The sequence below is a fragment of the Ruminococcus sp. YE71 genome (assembly GCF_900119155.1).
In the GTDB taxonomy this organism is placed as follows: domain Bacteria; phylum Bacillota; class Clostridia; order Oscillospirales; family Ruminococcaceae; genus YE71.
The window spans coordinates 312,611-330,850 of sequence record NZ_FPIR01000001.1 but is presented as its reverse complement, the minus strand read 5'-3'; the positions used below and the strand labels follow the sequence as shown (position 1 = coordinate 330,850).

19 protein-coding genes are annotated in these 18,240 nt (G+C 46.9%); 7 read left to right on the top strand and 12 right to left on the bottom strand.

Translation table 11 applies throughout. The features are described 5' to 3' along the window. Window positions 1-49 precede the first annotated feature (49 nt). From BT142_RS01485 to BT142_RS01455, 7 genes are all read right to left on the bottom strand, one after another. On the bottom strand, window positions 50-709 hold the full coding sequence (locus BT142_RS01485; protein WP_072416428.1) for a metallophosphoesterase family protein: 660 nt from the start codon (window positions 707-709) through the stop codon (window positions 50-52). Continuing rightward, window positions 706-2,583, bottom strand: coding sequence for a BMP family ABC transporter substrate-binding protein (locus BT142_RS01480; RefSeq protein WP_072416427.1), 1,878 nt, complete (start codon window positions 2,581-2,583; stop codon window positions 706-708). Before BT142_RS01480 ends, BT142_RS01485 begins: the two co-directional genes overlap by 4 nt. A gap of 27 nt (window positions 2,584-2,610) precedes the next feature. After that, on the bottom strand, window positions 2,611-3,738 hold the full coding sequence (locus BT142_RS01475; protein WP_242940020.1) for an HD-GYP domain-containing protein: 1,128 nt from the start codon (window positions 3,736-3,738) through the stop codon (window positions 2,611-2,613). Between the two features lie 233 nt (window positions 3,739-3,971). Further along, window positions 3,972-5,609 (bottom strand): PP2C family protein-serine/threonine phosphatase, encoded by a 1,638-nt coding sequence (locus BT142_RS01470; protein WP_207647518.1) that lies wholly within the window; start codon window positions 5,607-5,609, stop codon window positions 3,972-3,974. A gap of 8 nt (window positions 5,610-5,617) precedes the next feature. After that, window positions 5,618-6,028, bottom strand: coding sequence for an ATP-binding protein (locus BT142_RS01465; protein WP_072416424.1), 411 nt, complete (start codon window positions 6,026-6,028; stop codon window positions 5,618-5,620). A 35-nt stretch (window positions 6,029-6,063) separates the two neighbouring features. Next, complete coding sequence (locus tag BT142_RS01460) at window positions 6,064-6,669, bottom strand: hypothetical protein (protein ID WP_072416423.1); 606 nt, start codon at window positions 6,667-6,669, stop codon at window positions 6,064-6,066. A 15-nt stretch (window positions 6,670-6,684) separates the two neighbouring features. Next, window positions 6,685-6,981 (bottom strand): STAS domain-containing protein, encoded by a 297-nt coding sequence (locus BT142_RS01455; RefSeq protein ID WP_072416422.1) that lies wholly within the window; start codon window positions 6,979-6,981, stop codon window positions 6,685-6,687. A gap of 216 nt (window positions 6,982-7,197) precedes the next feature. Between BT142_RS01455 and BT142_RS01450 the strand changes: the two genes are divergently transcribed. From BT142_RS01450 to BT142_RS01420, 7 genes are all read left to right on the top strand, one after another. Further along, window positions 7,198-8,505: a sensor histidine kinase gene (locus BT142_RS01450; RefSeq protein ID WP_072416421.1), complete on the top strand. Its 1,308-nt coding sequence runs from the start codon at window positions 7,198-7,200 to the stop codon at window positions 8,503-8,505. Further along, window positions 8,486-9,076 carry a response regulator gene (locus tag BT142_RS01445; protein ID WP_072416420.1) on the top strand — a complete coding sequence of 197 codons (591 nt, stop codon included), beginning with the start codon at window positions 8,486-8,488 and terminating at the stop codon, window positions 9,074-9,076. Before BT142_RS01450 ends, BT142_RS01445 begins: the two co-directional genes overlap by 20 nt. Before the next feature lie 148 nt (window positions 9,077-9,224). After that, window positions 9,225-9,524 carry an STAS domain-containing protein gene (locus tag BT142_RS01440; RefSeq protein ID WP_072416419.1) on the top strand — a complete coding sequence of 100 codons (300 nt, stop codon included), beginning with the start codon at window positions 9,225-9,227 and terminating at the stop codon, window positions 9,522-9,524. A gap of 13 nt (window positions 9,525-9,537) precedes the next feature. Further along, the gene (locus BT142_RS01435) at window positions 9,538-9,960 is read left to right on the top strand and encodes a hypothetical protein (protein WP_072416418.1); all 423 of its coding nucleotides are present in this window, start codon (window positions 9,538-9,540) and stop codon (window positions 9,958-9,960) included. Between the two features lie 9 nt (window positions 9,961-9,969). After that, window positions 9,970-12,147, top strand: coding sequence for an NHLP family bacteriocin export ABC transporter peptidase/permease/ATPase subunit (locus BT142_RS01430; protein WP_072416417.1), 2,178 nt, complete (start codon window positions 9,970-9,972; stop codon window positions 12,145-12,147). Between the two features lie 13 nt (window positions 12,148-12,160). Then, entirely contained in the window at window positions 12,161-14,374 is a 2,214-nt protein-coding gene (locus BT142_RS01425) for an NHLP bacteriocin export ABC transporter permease/ATPase subunit (protein WP_072416416.1), read from the top strand. Between the two features lie 32 nt (window positions 14,375-14,406). After that, window positions 14,407-14,844: a hypothetical protein gene (locus tag BT142_RS01420; RefSeq protein ID WP_072416415.1), complete on the top strand. Its 438-nt coding sequence runs from the start codon at window positions 14,407-14,409 to the stop codon at window positions 14,842-14,844. Window positions 14,845-14,927: 83 nt separating this feature from the next. On the opposite strand, the gene BT142_RS01415 is transcribed toward BT142_RS01420, so the two are convergent. Genes BT142_RS01415 through BT142_RS01395 form a run of 5 tightly spaced genes read right to left on the bottom strand, consistent with a single transcriptional unit; the run spans window position 14,928 to window position 18,182 of the window. Next, complete coding sequence (locus BT142_RS01415) at window positions 14,928-15,728, bottom strand: hypothetical protein (RefSeq protein WP_072416414.1); 801 nt, start codon at window positions 15,726-15,728, stop codon at window positions 14,928-14,930. 46 nt (window positions 15,729-15,774) lie between these two features. After that, window positions 15,775-16,191, bottom strand: a complete 417-nt coding sequence (locus BT142_RS01410) for a hypothetical protein (RefSeq protein WP_072416413.1) — start codon at window positions 16,189-16,191, stop codon at window positions 15,775-15,777. A gap of 18 nt (window positions 16,192-16,209) precedes the next feature. Beyond that, window positions 16,210-16,782: a TetR/AcrR family transcriptional regulator gene (locus BT142_RS01405; RefSeq protein WP_072416412.1), complete on the bottom strand. Its 573-nt coding sequence runs from the start codon at window positions 16,780-16,782 to the stop codon at window positions 16,210-16,212. Window positions 16,783-16,837: 55 nt separating this feature from the next. Beyond that, on the bottom strand, window positions 16,838-17,038 hold the full coding sequence (locus BT142_RS01400) for a hypothetical protein (protein WP_072416411.1): 201 nt from the start codon (window positions 17,036-17,038) through the stop codon (window positions 16,838-16,840). A 28-nt stretch (window positions 17,039-17,066) separates the two neighbouring features. Then, a complete protein-coding gene (locus BT142_RS01395; protein WP_072416410.1) occupies window positions 17,067-18,182 on the bottom strand; it encodes a zeta toxin family protein in 1,116 nt (371 codons plus the stop codon). Window positions 18,183-18,240: the final 58 nt, after the last annotated feature.

The window sequence follows — 18,240 nt, the reverse complement described above, 5'->3', positions numbered from 1 at the left end:
CCAAATATAACAAGCGGCACTTGATCTGAACACCAAGTGCCGCTTGTTTTTATAAGAAAGCTGTTATCATTCTTTGCACAATATCCTTTCTGGTAAGAGTGCTTTTGCAGTCCTCGCCCGTATCAAGGATATACCGCTCAAATCCGTTGATTATCTTAGCACCGCTTGGGTGGTTCAGCACACGCCTGAAGCGGCTGCCGTAAGTAGCATGGACGTGACCATGAAGCATGAACTTAGGCTGACAGCGCTCCAGCAGCTCGTTGAAGCACTCAAATCCCATGTGCGGCAGATCGTCCATGTCACCGTAACCTCTTGCAGGGGAATGAGTGACAAGAATATCAAATCCTGAGTTATTGAAGATAGTCTGTTTAGTGTGCCAGATTCGACGGCGCATTTCTTTTTCGGTGTACATATATGGCTTGTCACCGTATTTCATCGATCCGCCAAGTCCTAAGAAGCGCAGTCCGCCAACGGTAACTATCCTGCCGTCAATATTCTCGCAGCCTTCGGGCAGGTGATCGGTATACTTGCTGTCATGGTTGCCGGGGACATACAGCACTGGTATCTTGCCCATCGTCACCAGAAACTCCAGATATTCCGCTTTAAGATCGCCGCAGGAAACTATCAGGTCTATGCCCTCCAGCTTATCGGGAGTGAAATAGTCCCACAGAGCCTTGCATTCCTCGTCTGCTAAGATCAGTATCTTCATAGCTCGTCAATGTTGTCGTTCAGCCAGTCCATAGAAACTATATCGCTTGTTTTCATGGTCTGACGGTCGGTGGGTATGCCCACCTTACGCTCTGTTTCAGCCTGCATTACCATTCCCGAATTTGTGTGCAGCTCGCCCGTGAAGGGGTCATATCCGCCGTTTACTATCGAATTCTTGAAAAACGCAAGCAGCTTGTCTGTACGGTAGTCGAGGTTGTTCGCTCTTATATCCACAACGCCTGTCGAAAGTCCGAACCAGTAGCCGGCAGCATTTTTATTCTTCAGCTTTTCGCCCAGCTCCCATGCGCCCGAAAGCACCGATTGAACTATCTGAACATAGTATTTGCCCCAGCTGAAATACGGGGTGCCGATGTATTCGTCCTTAGTATTGCCAACACGGTAAAGCCCGGGACGCTTCATAGTATCATTTCTGCCCGAGTAGTCAAAATCGGCATAGTATTTCACGCCCTGTGCCGACCATTTCTCACGGGAATCTGTTCCGTTATCGTATGCCAGCAGCACTCTGCATTCGGGGTCTATGAGCGATACACCAACTGCAAAGGCATTAAGGTCACGATAATTCAGCTCATCGGCAGAGTTTACAAGATAGCCTATACGTCTCGGCTCGTCACCGCCCTCACGCAGAAGCATATTGGCAGCAAGAATGCCCATAAGAAAGGTCGCTTCATAGAGCTTGCCGTGATAGTATCTGATCGAAGAATACTTCTGCCCCGCCGAGCAGCAGATGAACTTCACATTCGGGTTTTGTACGGCGGCTTTGAGCACGTCGGGTATCATGCTCTCGGATACCGCAAAGATTATCTCGTTCTTATCGGCTATCGCTCGTTCGATAGCTTCCTGCGGCTTGCCGATATACCGCTCGGTCACAACGTTTTCGCCCGTCATCTCATCAACGTAAAGTCTGCCCGCCTCGTGGCTGTCCGTCCAGCGTGAATCATCAGGCTCGGTGTCATATATGAATGCCGCACGCAGGGGCGAAGCTGCGGTGTACTTCTTTCTGCCGAACATTTTAATAAACGGATTTGCAGACTGTTCATTTCCCGTGGGTGCGGATTCAAGATAGGCGATTTCCGCAGATGCCCTTGAATTAAGCTCTGCACTCGCCATTTTTATGTTCTTGATTATCTGCTCCTCGCTGTCACGGGTAAGCGTTTTAAGCGGGAATATGGATATGTACATGAGGAACGCTTCCGACAATGTGCGGTGGTCGGTGATGCCGAGAGCTTTTTTGCATTTTCTGCAAAAGCTGAAAAATGTCGATTTTAGCTCGGCACACAGACTGTCGTCCCACCTGCCGTTCAAGTCCTGTCCCAGAAGATCGGCAAGGCGTGTGTACTCTCCCGGCTCGGAGAACACAATGTAGAAATTCTTTGTTGCCGCATAAAAATCCAGATACTCGGCATATACCTTGTATTCACGGCTGTCATTCGGTTCGGGCATTATCCTGTAAACGTCAGCAAGGATAAATTCCATATTGCCGAATTTAGACACTGATACCCGCTTGTTGCCCTCCTGAACGTAATAATCGTTCATGAATTCATAGACCTTTATTGCGTCTCTGATGCCCTCCTGCAAAAATGAATCATACAGATTCGACCACTTTGAAGCAAACTCCGTGCCTTCCTCAAGCAGGGGCATGAAGTTATTCGCAAAGGCAGAATTGCGTCCCTGCTCCTTGTTGCCGATGATACGGCTGACAGGCAGCTCCATGAGCCCTAAATGTATCTCATTACCGCTGCTCTTTGCGGCGGTCTGCTCGTCAAGCACAGGAAGATAGGGCGACACGCCCTTTTTCTTCGCTTCCTTTACTGCGTCCTCCGCCAGCTTTTTGGCGGATTTGTAGTCCTCTCTCACGCTTCAGTCCTCCTTGTTAATTATTTCTCACACATCATACACATCGTCCTGCTGAAGCTGATAATCTGTATCTCTGTCCATAAGCCCCAGCATGATTTCTGCAAATTTGGGGTCAAACTGTGTGCCTTTGCCCTTTTCGATCTCCGACCTTACTACCTCCTGCGGCAGTGCGTCACGGTAACTCCTTTTTGATGTCATGGCATCGTAAGCGTCCGCAACTGCTATTATCCTTGCTATCTCGGGAATATCCTCGCCTTTTAGTCCCTCGGGATAGCCTTTGCCGTCATAGCGCTCATGATGGAAGTGTGCGCCAATGCTTATAAAAGGTGCAATATTTATCTTTTTAAGTATCCCCGCACCGATAGCAGGGTGAGTTTTTATCACCGCAAATTCTTCATCGGTGAGTCTGCCGTCCTTGTTGATTATATTGTCCGGAATGCCTATTTTGCCGACATCGTGCAGAAGTCCCGCAAGATATATGTCACGGCACTCGCCGTCGGTCTTGCCGTACACCTCGGCTATCATTTCCGAATATTCCGCTACACGCCTTGAATGACCGTGAGTGTATTTGTCCTTTGCGTCTATTGCCGATGCCAGTGCCGAAGCCGACTGCATCACCATGCGATGCATATTCTTCTGCTCCTGAACAAGCAGTTCCTTTTCTCTTTCGTGTGCGGCAGTAAGCTCTTGTCCGTTGCTGATTATCTCAACTACACATAGTGCTGCGGTCATCGCAACGATTGCTATGTTATTCAGCGACAGCCCGTACATAAAGAACTGCATGACCGCCGCAATTATCGGGCAGACCGTAAATACTGCAAGCGTATAAAACATCAGCCTGTTTATCTTCTTTCTGAAATGCAGGATAACGGAGAACTCTATCACCCATACGCAAAAGGGTATTATGTATGAGATAATGTATGCGCTTGATCTCTGATAGCGGTTGCTTTCATCAAAGGTGTAGTAAAGCCCCGTAAACTGCGATATTATCAAAAGTATCACACCGACAGCGAGTATTACCTCATTTATCCTCAGCCGCATAGGTATCTTTCCTATCTCCTCGGTATTCTGGCACATATCGCTGAGATACCAGTTGGAGGAGTGCTGAATGACAAGCACAAAAAAGAACACAAGAAAATTGCATACCCTTACCATATAAAATCCCGTAGTGCTTTCATCGCCACGATATATGTAAGCAAAACGATCTGCGATCATCATTAAGGCGGCACTTGTTCCCATTACAAGCAAAGATAGCTTTTTTCTCTTTGAGGAATGTGAAAAAGTGCCAAAAACCGTGACAGCAATACATATCCCTGCCATTACAAGCATCAGATTTAACTGATGCACTCTTAGAAATTCCATGACATACCCCTTTGCCTGGAAGGCTGTTATTTCAGTATTATGCCAAGCATAGTCAGATCGTCAAACTGCTCCGCTTCGCCCGCAAACTCATCGACGGCAGATTTGACATTTTCAAGAAGCACCTTCGGGTCGGCGGTCTTGCTATTGTTCAATGCTGTAAGCAATCTGTCCGTGCCAAAGAGTTCGTTTTTTACATTGGTAGCCTCCGCAACACCGTCGGTATACAGGAACAGCACGTCACCTTTTTCAAGAATCAGCTCATAATCCTTATATTTCATGCCGTCCATACCGCCGACAACAAAACCGTGCTTGTCCTTGAATAGCTCGAAATCACCGTCTGTTTTTTTGATGATCGGGTATTCATGTCCTGCATTGGCGGCGGTTATCCTGCCGGTGGATATTTCGAGAATGCCAAACCAAACGGTCACGAACATTTCCTGCTCATTGTTCTTACATATTTGTGCATTGGTCTGCTCAAGTACCTTTGAAGGGCTGCTGCCTGTCATAGCATAATTCTTCAATAAGATCTTAGACGCCATCATAAACAGTGCCGCAGGAACGCCCTTGCCGCTCACGTCCGCCATGACAAGCCCGAGATGATTATCGTCGATAAGGAAGAAATCGTAGAAATCTCCGCCGACCTCTTTTGCGGGGGTCATGGTCGCATAAATATCAAACTCTGTGCGCTCGGGGAATGGCGGAAAAATATTTGGAAGCATTGATGCTTGTATCTTTTTAGCAAGTTCAAGTTCTGTGCCGATGCGCTCCTTTTCAGCTGTGACAGCCCTGAGATTTGTCATATAAGATGCCACTCCGTCGGCAAGGCTTTTTACGTTAATTGCAAGCAAACTCAACTCACCGCCGGTATTAACGTGAGCATCTTCATATTCAAGCATATCCGGGTCTGTATTATCCTGCAGCTGTTTCAGAAATAAATCAGAGCTTTTTGTTATCCTGACAATAGGTCCGATAAGGTAATACCGGGTATTGAGCGTGGATAAAAGAATTATAACAGTAGTGAGGATAACTGCTATAAGTATGACCGTTAACAGATACTTGTGTATTTCTGCATTTATCCTGTTGATGTCGATCTCAACACAGATAAGTCCGACGGCATTATCGTTGCTGTCATATATCACCCGATACCCGTTGAGCATGTGACCGTACTCATCTGAATAGCCTTCTAAGCTTGCGTTTTCGGTATTTCTGTTCTTTACTGCTTGCTGAAGAGTTTTCAGCGTATCGTCCTCAAAACTACCCTCCTCGCAAGGCTTTCCCATATAGCTGTAGATTTCCGACAACGGCTTGCCGGAGGACAGCTCTTTTTGGTTCTTGGCGTTTATGGCATAATGCAGACTATGAAGCTCGTCTATGTCTTCAAAGTATATCGCATACAGATATTCAATGTCAGAACTGTCCTTTATCTGGTTGAGTTCCTCCCTAAACACCTCATAATCAGGCGGCATTTCTCGGTCTGCTATCATATCTCCAAAAGAGTGTCTAACGCTCGACCGATAGGAATATTCCAAAACTGTATCCGTATAGGTAATGTAGTTGCGCATCAGACTATCATGGTATAGCTTGTATCCGATAACAGCAATGGCAGCAGTAAGGATACTCATAAAGAGGATAGTTGCGATAACTGTTTTTGTCTTGATGCTCATTCCTTTTTTCATTTACTCACCAGACCTTTTTTCAGCGTAAGTGTATTCTTTCCCTCACGGTATTCATATCTCACGTCGTCCATGCTCTTTTTGACCATGAATATTCCAAGCCCGCCAACGTCTCTGTCCTCTGCGGCAAGGGTGGTATCGGGGTCGGGCTTTGCAAGCGGATCGTAGGGAATGCCGCTGTCCTCAAATGTTATGACAGCCCTGCCATCCGAAATATCTATCCCAATAACAGCCATTCCTGTCTCGGGAGCATAGGCATAGTGAGCGATATTCACGAATATCTCCTCGACAGCCAGCTCTATCTGCATTTGCGTTTTCATCGGGCAGTCAGCCGCTTCGAGCTGTTCGTCTATGAAAGCTATAACTGTATCAAGGTTTTCGACTGTTGCTTTTATTTCCAATGAACGCATAGACACCTCCCGATCTAAACAGGGTAATTATGGTTTTAAAACTTCTTTTTGACAACAATGTCCACCTTGCCGCCAAGCACACCAACGATAACATCATCGGCAAGATTGGCGATGATTGACTTTTCAAGCTCGTCCCATGCTTCGGCTTTATTCTGCATTTCTTCTTCCGAATCGAAGGCGTTTTTGTAGCTCATAAGCGACCATGCCATATTATCCGAGATGGGGTTGATGTTTGTCGCTCCCATCATGAAAAATCGGTACGGATCTTCTTTGGCAAGTTTCGCTCTGTCTGACATAAGTATCTCTACGGCATTGACTATCTTGCCTATTATACCCACAGCCGCCGCATTCTTTCCGCTTTTGGAAACGCTGAGAATCTTGTCTCTGTCAGATGCATTCATATCGAAAGGCGTTACCGACAGATGAAGTTCGTAATCGCTGCCCTCGTTTTCTATCCAGAATTCTCCCTTGCCGTAGATAAGCAGCTGCGGCAGCATACAGATCATTTCCTCGGCAAGCAGACGCAGACGCATCGTGCTTTTCCTGTCAAGTCCGTTATAAACGGCTACCTTTTCGGCTTCGGCAGGTATTGCACAGTAGTCGTTCGACAGCTTGTCAAGCTCGTATATATCCGATTTCATAGCATAACCTCCTGCTTACTTTATGGTCAGTATATCCGTAAAACCCGTGACCTCGAATATCTCCATGATATCCTCGCTGCAATTCGTGACACACATCTCGCCCTGCTTGTTCATGGTCTTCTGAGCCGACAGCAGCACACGAAGTCCTGCCGAGGAGATATACTCCACCTTTGTAAAGTCAAATACCAGCTTTGCAATACCATCAATGCTGTCCTTGATCTCGGTTTCAAGCTGAGGAGAGGTAGTTGTGTCAACTCTGCCCTCGATAGCTATAACAAGCTCTGTTCCTTTTTTTGTTTTTGTAACTGTCATGGTAAATTCCTCCTGATTGTTGATTTGCTTTCGAGTTATTGGTTTATACATATATTATACACTATTTTCTTTACAAAGTCAATCAAAAATACGGTTTTTCAATCTTTTTGGCACGTTCAAATACTCACCGGTTTGGTGAATTTTTTTATGTATTTATATTATTCGCTTGTTGCTTTTTCGTCATTGATATGCTATAATTATGTATGGTGATAAAAAATGAGCTTTGCTGACTATTTTTCCTATAATTACATGACCCTCATGACTCTTTCGGGGCTTGTGCTGCTGATGTTCGTCAACAGAAATGCGAAAATACCTGCTTCAAGTTGCTTCAGGGCGGGCATCATACTCCTGCTTGCTATCACGGTATCAGATTATATCGGAAATTATTACAAGTTCCTTACCGTTACTGATCCTGATATGACGCCGTTTGCAATCGAAAGGCGTTATATATGGGACACGATCTCGTATATTATTCGCCCTGTCATAATATTGATAGAGGTGCTTGTTATACTGCCGGATAAGAAATACAAGTACCTGTGCATACTTCCTGTCGTGGTGAACGGTATCATATATTCCACCCGATTTTTCGGTTCGGATCTGACCTTTGGCTTGGGCGAGGATAATATTTTTTACGGAGGTCCGCTGCATATTACAGTGTTCGTTGTGCAGCTCATATATCTTCTGCTTTTGCTGATCTTTTCGCTTATCAGCTTTAAGCAGAACGCAAGACAAAGTATCATGATATTTGGAATACTGGCACAGGCTGTCATTGCCGCTTTGGGAGAATATGTATTCCAATACGATTATGATCTTTCAGCTCAGGTCACCGCCTTCTGCATACTCGAATACTATATGTATCTTACAGCCGTCTATCAGCGTGAGATAAGGGAAACGGCGCTTGAAAAAGAGCGTGATTCCGCAAGGAATGAACTGCTTGTGCTGAAAAATCAGATACAGCCGCATTTCATCTACAACACGCTGAGCATAATCCGTTCGCTTATCAATACTGATAAGACGAAGGCTGCCGACTGTCTTGACGATTTCACTCAGTACCTTCGTACACATATCGGCGCATTGAAGAAGACCTCGCTGATACCCTTTGAGGACGAGCTTGAAAACGCAAAGCTCTATCTTTCGCTGGTGCAGGTGGATTATGAGGACAGGCTGAAGCTGGAATTTGATATCGGTGTCTCCGAATTTCTCATACCGCCTCTTACCCTTGAGCCGCTGGTCGAAAATGCCGTAAAGCACGGTATCGGCTGGGGCGGCGGAGCGATAACCGTCAGGACATTCACAGACGGTGAGCGCATTGTCGTTCAGATAAACGATGACGGGAGCAAGTCAGCCGATGAAGATGCGGAGTTTGAGCTTCCTCACAACGGTATCGGGATAGAGAATACAAGAAAAAGATTGCAGCTCCAATGCGGAGGAACGCTGGAGATAGAAATTACAGACCACGGTACGACTGCCGAGATAGGTCTGCCGAGGAAAGTGTGTGAGATAAATGAATATACTTATAGTTGACGATCACAAGGCGATAGTTGATGATATGATAGCCAAACTGGGAGAGCTGAGACCCGATGCCGAATGTACAGGCATTACTCGTCCCTCCGAGGTCATGAAGCTGCTGACGGAGCAGCAGTTCGATATTGTTTTCATGGACATAGAAATGCCCGGGATAAACGGCATAAAGCTCGCCGAAAAGATACAGGGCAAATATCCGAGAACAAATCTTATTTATATCACGGGCTTTACCGAATACGCCTTTGAGAGCTACAAGACTTTCGCCAGTGCATTCCTTGCAAAGCCGATCACCCAAAAGGCGCTTAAAAAGGCACTCGGCAATCTTCGCTATCCGGTGTCTGACATCACCGACGAGATGATAGAGCAGACCTATCAGGGCAAGGGTCTTATAGGACAAAGGCTTAAAAAGCTCATAGAGGAAAGCGGTATGTCAAAGCAGGAGCTTGCGAAAAAGTTAGGCGTACAGCACCAGACCGTTTTTCGCTGGGTAAACGGCGAAAGGCTTCCCGACCTGCCGATGATGTTAAAGATCATGCAGGTGTTGGGAATAGATAAGGATAAACTTTTTTAGAATGTAACAAGTGGCACTAAGATTTGAAATGTGCCGCTTTTATTTTTTGTCAAGTAATTCATTCACCAAACCGGTGAGTGTTTTTATTTATGAATTATGATATAATGATAATATAGCAACAGACACAATATGTTAGAGGTGAAAACTTATGACGATCCAATTAAACAGAAATAACAAAACGCTTACCGTTGCAATTAAGGGCAGACTTGACACCCTGACCTCACCCGAGCTTGAGGAACAGCTTGAACCCGCACTTGAAGACACAGAAAAAATAGTATTCGATCTTGCGGAGCTTGAATACATATCAAGTGCGGGACTTAGAGTTCTTCTTGCGGCAGTTAAGGAAATGGACGCACAGGGCGGTGAGTTGACGTTAACAAAGGTGCGCCCCGAGGTCATGGAGGTCTTTGAGGTAACCGGCTTTGTTGATATTCTTACTATCGAGTAAAAGGGTGATATAAATGGCAGAACAAAAGTCGAATATATTCAGGCAGAGATCGCTTGACCGCATTTCTTCCCCCGAGCAGCTTACCGATTATCTGCGTGTTACAAACCCGGGTGTATGGGTGCTGCTGGCAGCGGTGATAATGCTTCTCGGAGGACTATTCGCATGGAGCATGGTAGGAAGCCTTGAAACGCTTACTGACGGCGTGGCATTGGTCGAGAACGGTCAGGCTCAGATAATGGTGACAGACAGTGGAAAGGGTGAGATAACCTCGGATATGACTGTGCGTATCGACTCGGACGAGTATGAAATAGCAACTGTCGAAAAAGATGATTTCGGAAGAACAGTAGCATTAGCACCTGTCAATGAAGCTGACGGAAAATACGATGTCAAGATAGTCATTGAAAGCATACACCCTATTAAATTCCTGTTCAGCTGAGGAGCTATTATGAACGATAAAAAGATAAAGTCTGCCGTGACAAAGGGTGCTGTCAAGGTGCCTGTCATAATGCAGCTCGAAGCCCTCGAATGCGGTGCGGCTTCTCTTGCTATGGTCATGGCTTACTATGACAAATGGGTACCGCTGGAACAGGTCAGAGCCGACTGCGGTGTGTCCCGTGACGGCTCAAACGCCAAGAACATTTACATGGCAGCGGAAAGCTACGGCTTTGACGTAAAGGCGTACCGCCGTTCACCCGAAAGCATTAAGGAAAACGGGCAGTACCCCTGCATTATACACTGGAATTTTAATCATTTTGTGGTGCTGAACGGCTTTAAGGGCAAATACGCATACATAAACGATCCAGCAAGGGGCTTTGTAAAGGTCGGTGCGGAGGAATTTGACAAGTCCTTTACCGGAGTGACCATAGTTCCGATACCGGGTAAAGATTTCGAGCCGAGCGGCAAGCGTAAAAGCACCATTGATTTTGCAAGGAAACGTCTTATCGGAGCAGGTGCGGCAGTAGCTTTTGTAATGCTCACTACGGTTATCAGCTCAATATTCGGCATCATCAATCCTATCATGTCCAAGATCTTTATGGATAGACTGCTGACAGGACAGAACAGCGAATGGCTGATGCCTTTCATTGGCGTGATGTGCGGACTGGCAGCAGTTCAGCTGATCGTGGCATGGGCGCAGACGATATACAGCCTGAAAATAAATGGGAAAATGTCGGTCATCGGGAGCACGTCGTATATGTGGAAGGTGCTGCATATGCCGATGGAATTTTTTTCTCAGCGTATGGCGGGTGATATACAGTCAAGGCAGGCGACCAACGCAAGCATAGCAGGCACGCTTGTTAATACCTTTGCTCCGCTTTTGCTGAACACAGCAATGATGGTGTTCTATCTCATACTTATGCTAAAACAGAGCCTTATCTTATCCGCTGTCGGTATAAGCACTCTTGTACTGAATATATTCATTACTCGCATGATCTCCGAAAAGCGTGTGAACATTACAAGAGTCATGCAGCGTGACAGCGCAAAGCTCGATTCGACTACGGTCGCAGGCATTGAGATGATAGAGACCATAAAGGCAAGCGGTGCGGAGAACGGATTTTTTCAGAAGTGGTCGGGCTATCAGGCTTCAGTCAATGCTCTGAATGTCAAATCAAACAAAATGAATAACTATCTGGGTATGATACCCGCTTTTCTGTCAACGCTTGCGAATTATGCCGTAATGGTGATGGGTATATGGTTTGTGATGAACGGAAGATTTACTCTCGGTTCTTTGCAGATGTTTCAAGGCTTTTTAGGCTTGTTCATGTCACCTGCCATGACTCTTGTGAGCGCAGGGCAGACTATACAGGAAATGCGCACCGATATGGAGCGTGTCGAGGACGTTATGCAATACCCCGACGACCCGAATGTCACATACGAAACGGATACGCCCGACAGCCTTAAAAAGCTAAAAGGCAAAATAGAAATGAGAAACGTGAGCTTCGGCTATTCAAAGCTCACAGAGCCGCTGATAATCGATTTCTCAATGAGCATTAAGTCGGGCGGACGTGTTGCTTTTGTGGGAGCTTCGGGCTGCGGCAAGTCTACGCTTTCAAAGCTGATCTCGGGACTTTACGAGCCGTGGTCGGGCGAGATATTATTCGACGGCAAGCCGAGAAGAGAACACCCCCGTTCTGTAATGACAGGCTCGGTGGCGGTGGTCGATCAGGAGATAACGCTCTTTGAGGGAACGATCTCTGACAACATAAAAATGTGGGACGGCTCTGTACAGGATTTTGAGGTGATACTCGCCGCCCGTGATGCACAGCTCCATAATGACATAATGGCGCGTGAGGGCGGTTATGAAAGCCTTATGATCTCGGGTGGACGTGATCTTTCGGGCGGTCAGCGGCAGAGAATGGAGATAGCCCGTGTTCTTGCACAGGATCCCTCAATAATCATACTCGATGAAGCGACCTCGGCACTCGACGCAAAGACGGAGTATGATGTCGTAAACGCAATAAAGGACAGGGGTATAACCTGCATAGTCATCGCGCACAGACTGTCCACCATACGTGACTGTGATGAGATAATCGTGCTTGATAAGGGCAAGGTCGTGGAGCGTGGTACTCACGATGAGCTTATGAAGCTGGGCGGCGCATACACCGAGCTTGTCACGAACGAATAAGAGGTGAAGGACTTTGGGTTGGTTTGAAAAGCAGATAAAACAGCGCAGCGACCTCGATCAGCAGCTGTTTGAGGAGTCCTTTTTCCGTGTGGCAGGGGTCGTACTCGGCGAGAGGACAGCCACAAATATAAGCGACGAACACATAATCACCAAACAGGCGATAGACGATATATTGAAGTATTACCACTTCAAACCTGTGGAGATACCAAAGACCATTAAAGAGCATGAGGAACAGCTTGATTACTGCCTGCGCCCTCACGGTCTGATGAAGCGGCAGATCGAGCTTGATGAAAACTGGTGGAAGGACGCTTATGGGGCGATACTCGCCTACAAAAAAGATGGCGGCGAGCCGACAGCACTTCTGCCCGACAAATATTCGGGGTACTATTTCATTGACCGGGCGAACAGCAAACGGATAAAGCTGACAAAGAAAACGGCAGAGCTTTTCGAGCGTGAAGCCTATTGCTTCTATAAGCCGCTGCCACAGAGAAAGCTCACGATTCCCGATCTGCTCCGGTACATGAAGGGCTGCATGACCATGAGCGATTCTGTGATGATCGTTCTTGCGGCACTTGCGGTCACAGGCGTGGGTATGCTTATGCCCCGCATCACAAAGGCGCTTACTGGACCTGTCATATCAAGCGGCAGTACGAAAATGCTTGTGGGTATCGCTGTATGTATGCTCTGCACGGCAATTTCTTCTCAGCTTATCAGCTCGGTGAGCGCTATGCTGAACAGCCGTATACAGACAAAAACGAGCTTGGGCGTGCAGTCGGCTATGATGATGAGGATAATGAGCCTGCCCGCAAATTTCTTCCGCAATTACAGCGCAGGTGAGCTTATGAGCCGTTCAATGTCGGTAAATCAGCTTTGTGAGCTTATTCTCGGAATGGTGGTAGGAACAGGACTCAGTTCGCTGACATCGCTGTTATACATCACGCAGATTTTCAGCTTTGCCCCTGTACTCGTTGTACCGTCGCTGCTGATAATACTGACAACGGTCATTTTTACAACTGTTTCTTCGGTGGTGCAGATACGCATAAGCAAGCGGCAAATGGAGCTTGGAGCAAGGGAATCGGGCGTAACTTATGCTATGATAAGCGGTGTGCAGAAGATAAAGCTGTCGGGGGCGGAAAAGCGATTTTTTGCAAGGTGGCTGAACCTCTATTCCGACAGTGCTGAACTTACCTATGCACCGCCCACATTCATCAAGATGAACGGTGTTATCACTACGGCGATAAGCCTGTTCTCTAATATACTACTGTACTATCTTGCGGTAAAGGGCGGTATCGACCAGTCGAATTATTTTGCATTCACGGCGGCTTATGGTGCGGTCATGGGCGCATTCACCTCGCTGGCTGGCATGGCACTTTCGGTAGGACGTATCAAGCCGATACTGGAAATGGCAGAGCCTTTTTTGAAAGCCGAACCCGAGACCGCCGATAACCGCCTTAGTCCTGACGGACACGGCAAAGAGATCGTCACCAAGCTAACGGGCGGTATAGAGCTGAACAACGTATATTTCCGCTACAATGAAAACAGCCCCTACATTGTAAAAAATTTGTCGCTGAAAATACGCCCTGGCGAATATGTTGCTATAGTCGGAAGGACAGGATGCGGCAAGAGTACGCTAATGCGTATACTCTTGGGCTTTGAGAAGCCCGAAAAGGGCGCTGTCTACTATGACGGCAAGGACATAAACAGGCTCGACCTCGGCTCACTGAGACAAAAGATCGGTACGGTAATGCAAAGCGGCGGACTGTTTCAAGGCGATATATTTTCAAACATAGTCATTTCCGCACCGCACCTGACGCTTGACGAAGCGTGGGAAGCGGCAGAGGTCGCAGGCATAGCGGACGACATCAGAGCTATGCCTATGGGTATGCAGACGCTCATTTCAGAAGGACAGGGCGGCATTTCGGGCGGTCAGAAGCAACGTATCATGATAGCAAGAGCTGTTGCTCCCAAGCCAAAAATACTCATGTTCGACGAAGCGACTTCTGCACTTGACAACAAGACGCAGAAGCAGGTCAGCGAGGCGCTTGACAAAATGGGCTGCACACGAATTGTAATAGCACACAGACTTTCGACTATCCGACATTGCGACCGCATTTTGGTGCTTGACGGCGGACGTATCATCGAGGAGGGCAGCTATGAGCAGCTTATCAGTAAAAACGGCTATTTTGCCGAGCTTGTTAAACGGCAACGGCTGGATTTAGGGCAGTAACGAGAGGTATTTATATGACGGAGATAAACAGATTGAAAAATAGGATAAATAATGATAATGGGCTTCGACAGCAGTATCTTAAAAATCTTGACGAGCTTATGACTGATGGCGAGATCACACCCGAAATGGCTTCCGTTGCGGCAAAAAAGCTGGGTTATAATATCCCTGCTGAAGATTTCAGAAAAGAGACGGAGGATTCCGAGCTTTCAATAAATGATCTTGAAAGCGTTGCGGGGGGATTGCTTTCAGGCGGCGAGGTTGCTCCCGACGGTAAGTCTGTGGGCTGTCTTTATGGCTACTATCTCACATGGACGGATTACTGGATATGGAATGCCGAAGGGCTTTGTCCGAAGGGTGGAGTGCATGAACTCGATTCGAGATATAAACGTAAAACTTGTCGGAAATGCACTCTGTTTCTTGATGAAAGAGGTTGTCTTGATTGCTATGATAAAAACGGAAACGAGGTCTGAATGATCATAATTAACAACAGCCAATGCGCCCGGAAAAAGAGTGCATTGGCTGTTGATTTTTAGTATAAAAAAATCCTTTACACTTATTCAAACAGATCGTCTGTGTTGAATGCATTATAGGAAAGCTGAGAGTAAGTCACGCTTTTTACGGTCAAACCATCAGTTGCTCCTGTTTCGTTGTAATCTGTATCTTCGGAAAGCGGCTCATTAAAGGTCACTGCGTATTCATAATATCCGTTGTCAAAGGTAAATTCGCCCTCTGTTCCCACAATAGACCAGCCGCTCATTTCAAAGCCTGCGTCTGCAAGCTCGCTTACCGTGAAGCCGTTATATTTATCAAGCTCCTCCTGTGCGGGTACGCCTGCCTTCAAATCGTCTACCCTTGCGATCTCCAGATCTTTTACAAGGTCAAGCTCCTTCTGCTTGTAGTCATCATCAAAAATGTCAAGATCATACAGCTGCTGTGTCATATCCGCAGGCATATTTGCAATAAAACGTGCGCAGATGTTGTCATTTTCAATAACGCAGATGAACTGATTCCCCGACGACCCCACATTTGGATCGTCACCCGCTGCCGTAAACACATCAGCAAGCGTTTTAAAGGTCACGCCGTCATACTCAAAATCGCCCTCATAGGTCACGGGGATAAGTCTCTCGGTGGATTCCCAGTATTCATCACCAAAGGGATCCTCCTCCGTTTCGGAGGTTTCTTCCTCTGTTTCCGGTTCAGCTTCTTCTGCCGCTGTTGTGGTGGTGGTTTCGGCTTCTGTAACAGCAGTTGTTGTAGTTGCTGCCTCCGATGAATCATTCTCCGATGTACTTCCACAGCCTGCCATAAGCACCGCTGCTGCGACTATTGTCATAATTACTTTCGTATTCTTCATTCTAATTTACTCCTTTATAATACTATCTGTTTTGTTGTTTTGACAGTCACGCTGCCGGTGCTGATTTCTCCTGCTGATATTCAACGCACTTTACATTATCGCCGTATATCGTGTCAAATTCATTCTTCATAGAAACAGTTTCAAAGCCAAGTGCTGAACACTTCTCTGCGAACTCATTTGCGGTGTCTATGTCGCCGTGATCTCTTTCGGTATCGTCACAGAGCAGCATATATGCCCTGCCGCCGTTCTGAACAGTGTACTGCGCCATAGAAAAATCACCAGAGCTGTTGCCGAAAGCAAGGACAGGTACTTCGCCTATCTCATTCACAATAGCATCCACTTTGTTCATTTTAACATTTTTCGTCAGCATATCACCACCGTAAAGTACACGGTCATCAGGTGCAAATGTGTAATCTCTTCCTGCTGTATTGCCCTGCTGTTCTGCTGTCAGCTTTTTTCTCATAACAATAACTCCTTATATTTAACGCTTACATATAAGCTTTTCGGTATTGCTGTCAAGCTCCGATGCCGTTTTAATGATAAATTCCTTCGGCACCGACAGACCGCCCAGCACCCATTTCTCTATAACTGATATACAGCCCTGTGCCCGGTAGCAGCTGAAATATTCTATCCTATTATCCGAAAGGTCACTGTCCAGCTTTTCGGCTGTCAGCTTGCTGAAAAGTCCCTCCATAAGTCTGCCGAATTTATCCCGAAGGCGGTTTGTTCCGTTAGGGCTGAATATCATTCTGAATATGTTTCTCTTATCGGAAATATATCCGATAAGGCATGAAAAAAACTCCTCAGAACGCATTTCGTCAAGCTGCAATATAAGCAGTCCAAGTTCAACAAGCACGTCTGCTTCGAGCTTGTCATACAGATCGTAAACGTCGAGATAATGATTGTAAAAAGTCACACGGTTGACATCGGCTTTATCGGATATTTCCTGCACTGTTATCTTATGCAGTTCCTTTTCATAAAGAAGTTCTGCAAATGCGTCACATATCGCCTTTCGTGTTTTCAGAGTGCGGCGGTCGGGCTTTTTTTCGCTCATTTGTTTTCTCCTCATAATAAAGATGTTGGGGCTGATCGGACGGTCAGCCCCCGATTCAAGTAGCAGAAACGGCAGTTTTATTGCTTGCATTTCCCACGCTTTTCATGATAATCAGCGGATAGACCGTGACGGCAAGACCTATCAGCAGAAATGCCGATATGAAATTTCCCCAGTGTTCGCCGAACCAGACCTGAAATGTGATCTTTGTAAGATACTGTCTCCAGATAAAAACGACAGCCGTTCCGACGCAGGTCATCACGGGGAGCTTTTCACTCTCCTTTGGCTTATGCTGCTTCCTTAATTTCTTCCTCCGTATCCTCGGTAAGCTCGGTCAGACCGTATGGCTCGCCTGCGGTGTTCTTCATTTCTGCAAGCTCCTTGTACACCTCCAGCGGCTTAGTGCCAAAGGACATAACCACACCGCTGTTGATTATCCTGCCCGTTTCAAGCTCACGCATGAGGTTTCTTGCAACGCTGACATTAGGCTCACACTCAACGAACTTCGCCGTTACGGTGTAGCCGGCTTCCTCAAATGGTTTGATATAATTCTTTGTGAGATTATCGAGGTCGTCAGCAACCAGCGGCAGGATAACGTTAGTGCCTTTCATCTCGCCCGAAAGGAACTCCTGTACGGCACTGTCCATTATATCCATGCTCTCCATGTGAACGGCGTCAGCGCCCGCACCGTAGCTCTCCTGAAATTCGGGGATAAGCTCCTTGATAACGTCACAGTCAAGGATAAACGCTTTCATTTCCTCGCTGTCGGGGTCTACTACTCTCGACGATTTACCCGACGCAGGCAGACCGAGCACAAGCTCCATTTTGTAGTCCTTTGAAAACTCTCCGTCATAGACGTACTTATGCCTGCCAGTTTCCTCGTCAACACTCTCCGTCCGTGCAGAGCCTATGGCGAGAAATTCCTTCTTGATTTCCTCACGCAACTGCTTGCGCTCGGGGGTGTCGATAGCCGCAGTATTGCCGTAAAGCACCTTGTAGTACGCAGAAAGCGCGTCTATCTGCCCAATAACCTCGCTGTTTTTCAACTCGTCAAGGGTGGGATAGTCCTCGGCTTTTATCCTTGTGTAAAGCTCCCTCGCTTCGTCCGATTTGATGATAAGGTTCTCCGGAGACGGTTCCCATGTAAGCGGCTCTACTCCCTCGGGAAGCGTTGACAGCGCAGCCGCTTCTCTGTCCTCCTGTTCCGATATGCTGTCCGTGTCGGGCTTGCTTTCCTCAGCTTCGGCAGTCGTTGTGGTGGTATTCTCCGCTTTTTCGGTTGCTGCGGCGGTAGTTGTTGTGCTCTCTGACGTGCTGTTATCGCCCTGCGATGAGCCGCAGGCAGTCAGCACCGAGCAGGCGAGCATTACCGCAGTTAGTATAGTGATTATTTTCTTTGACATTTTTCTATCCTCTTTTCCTTATACCCCGAACAAGCCCCCGCACCGCAGTACGGGAGCT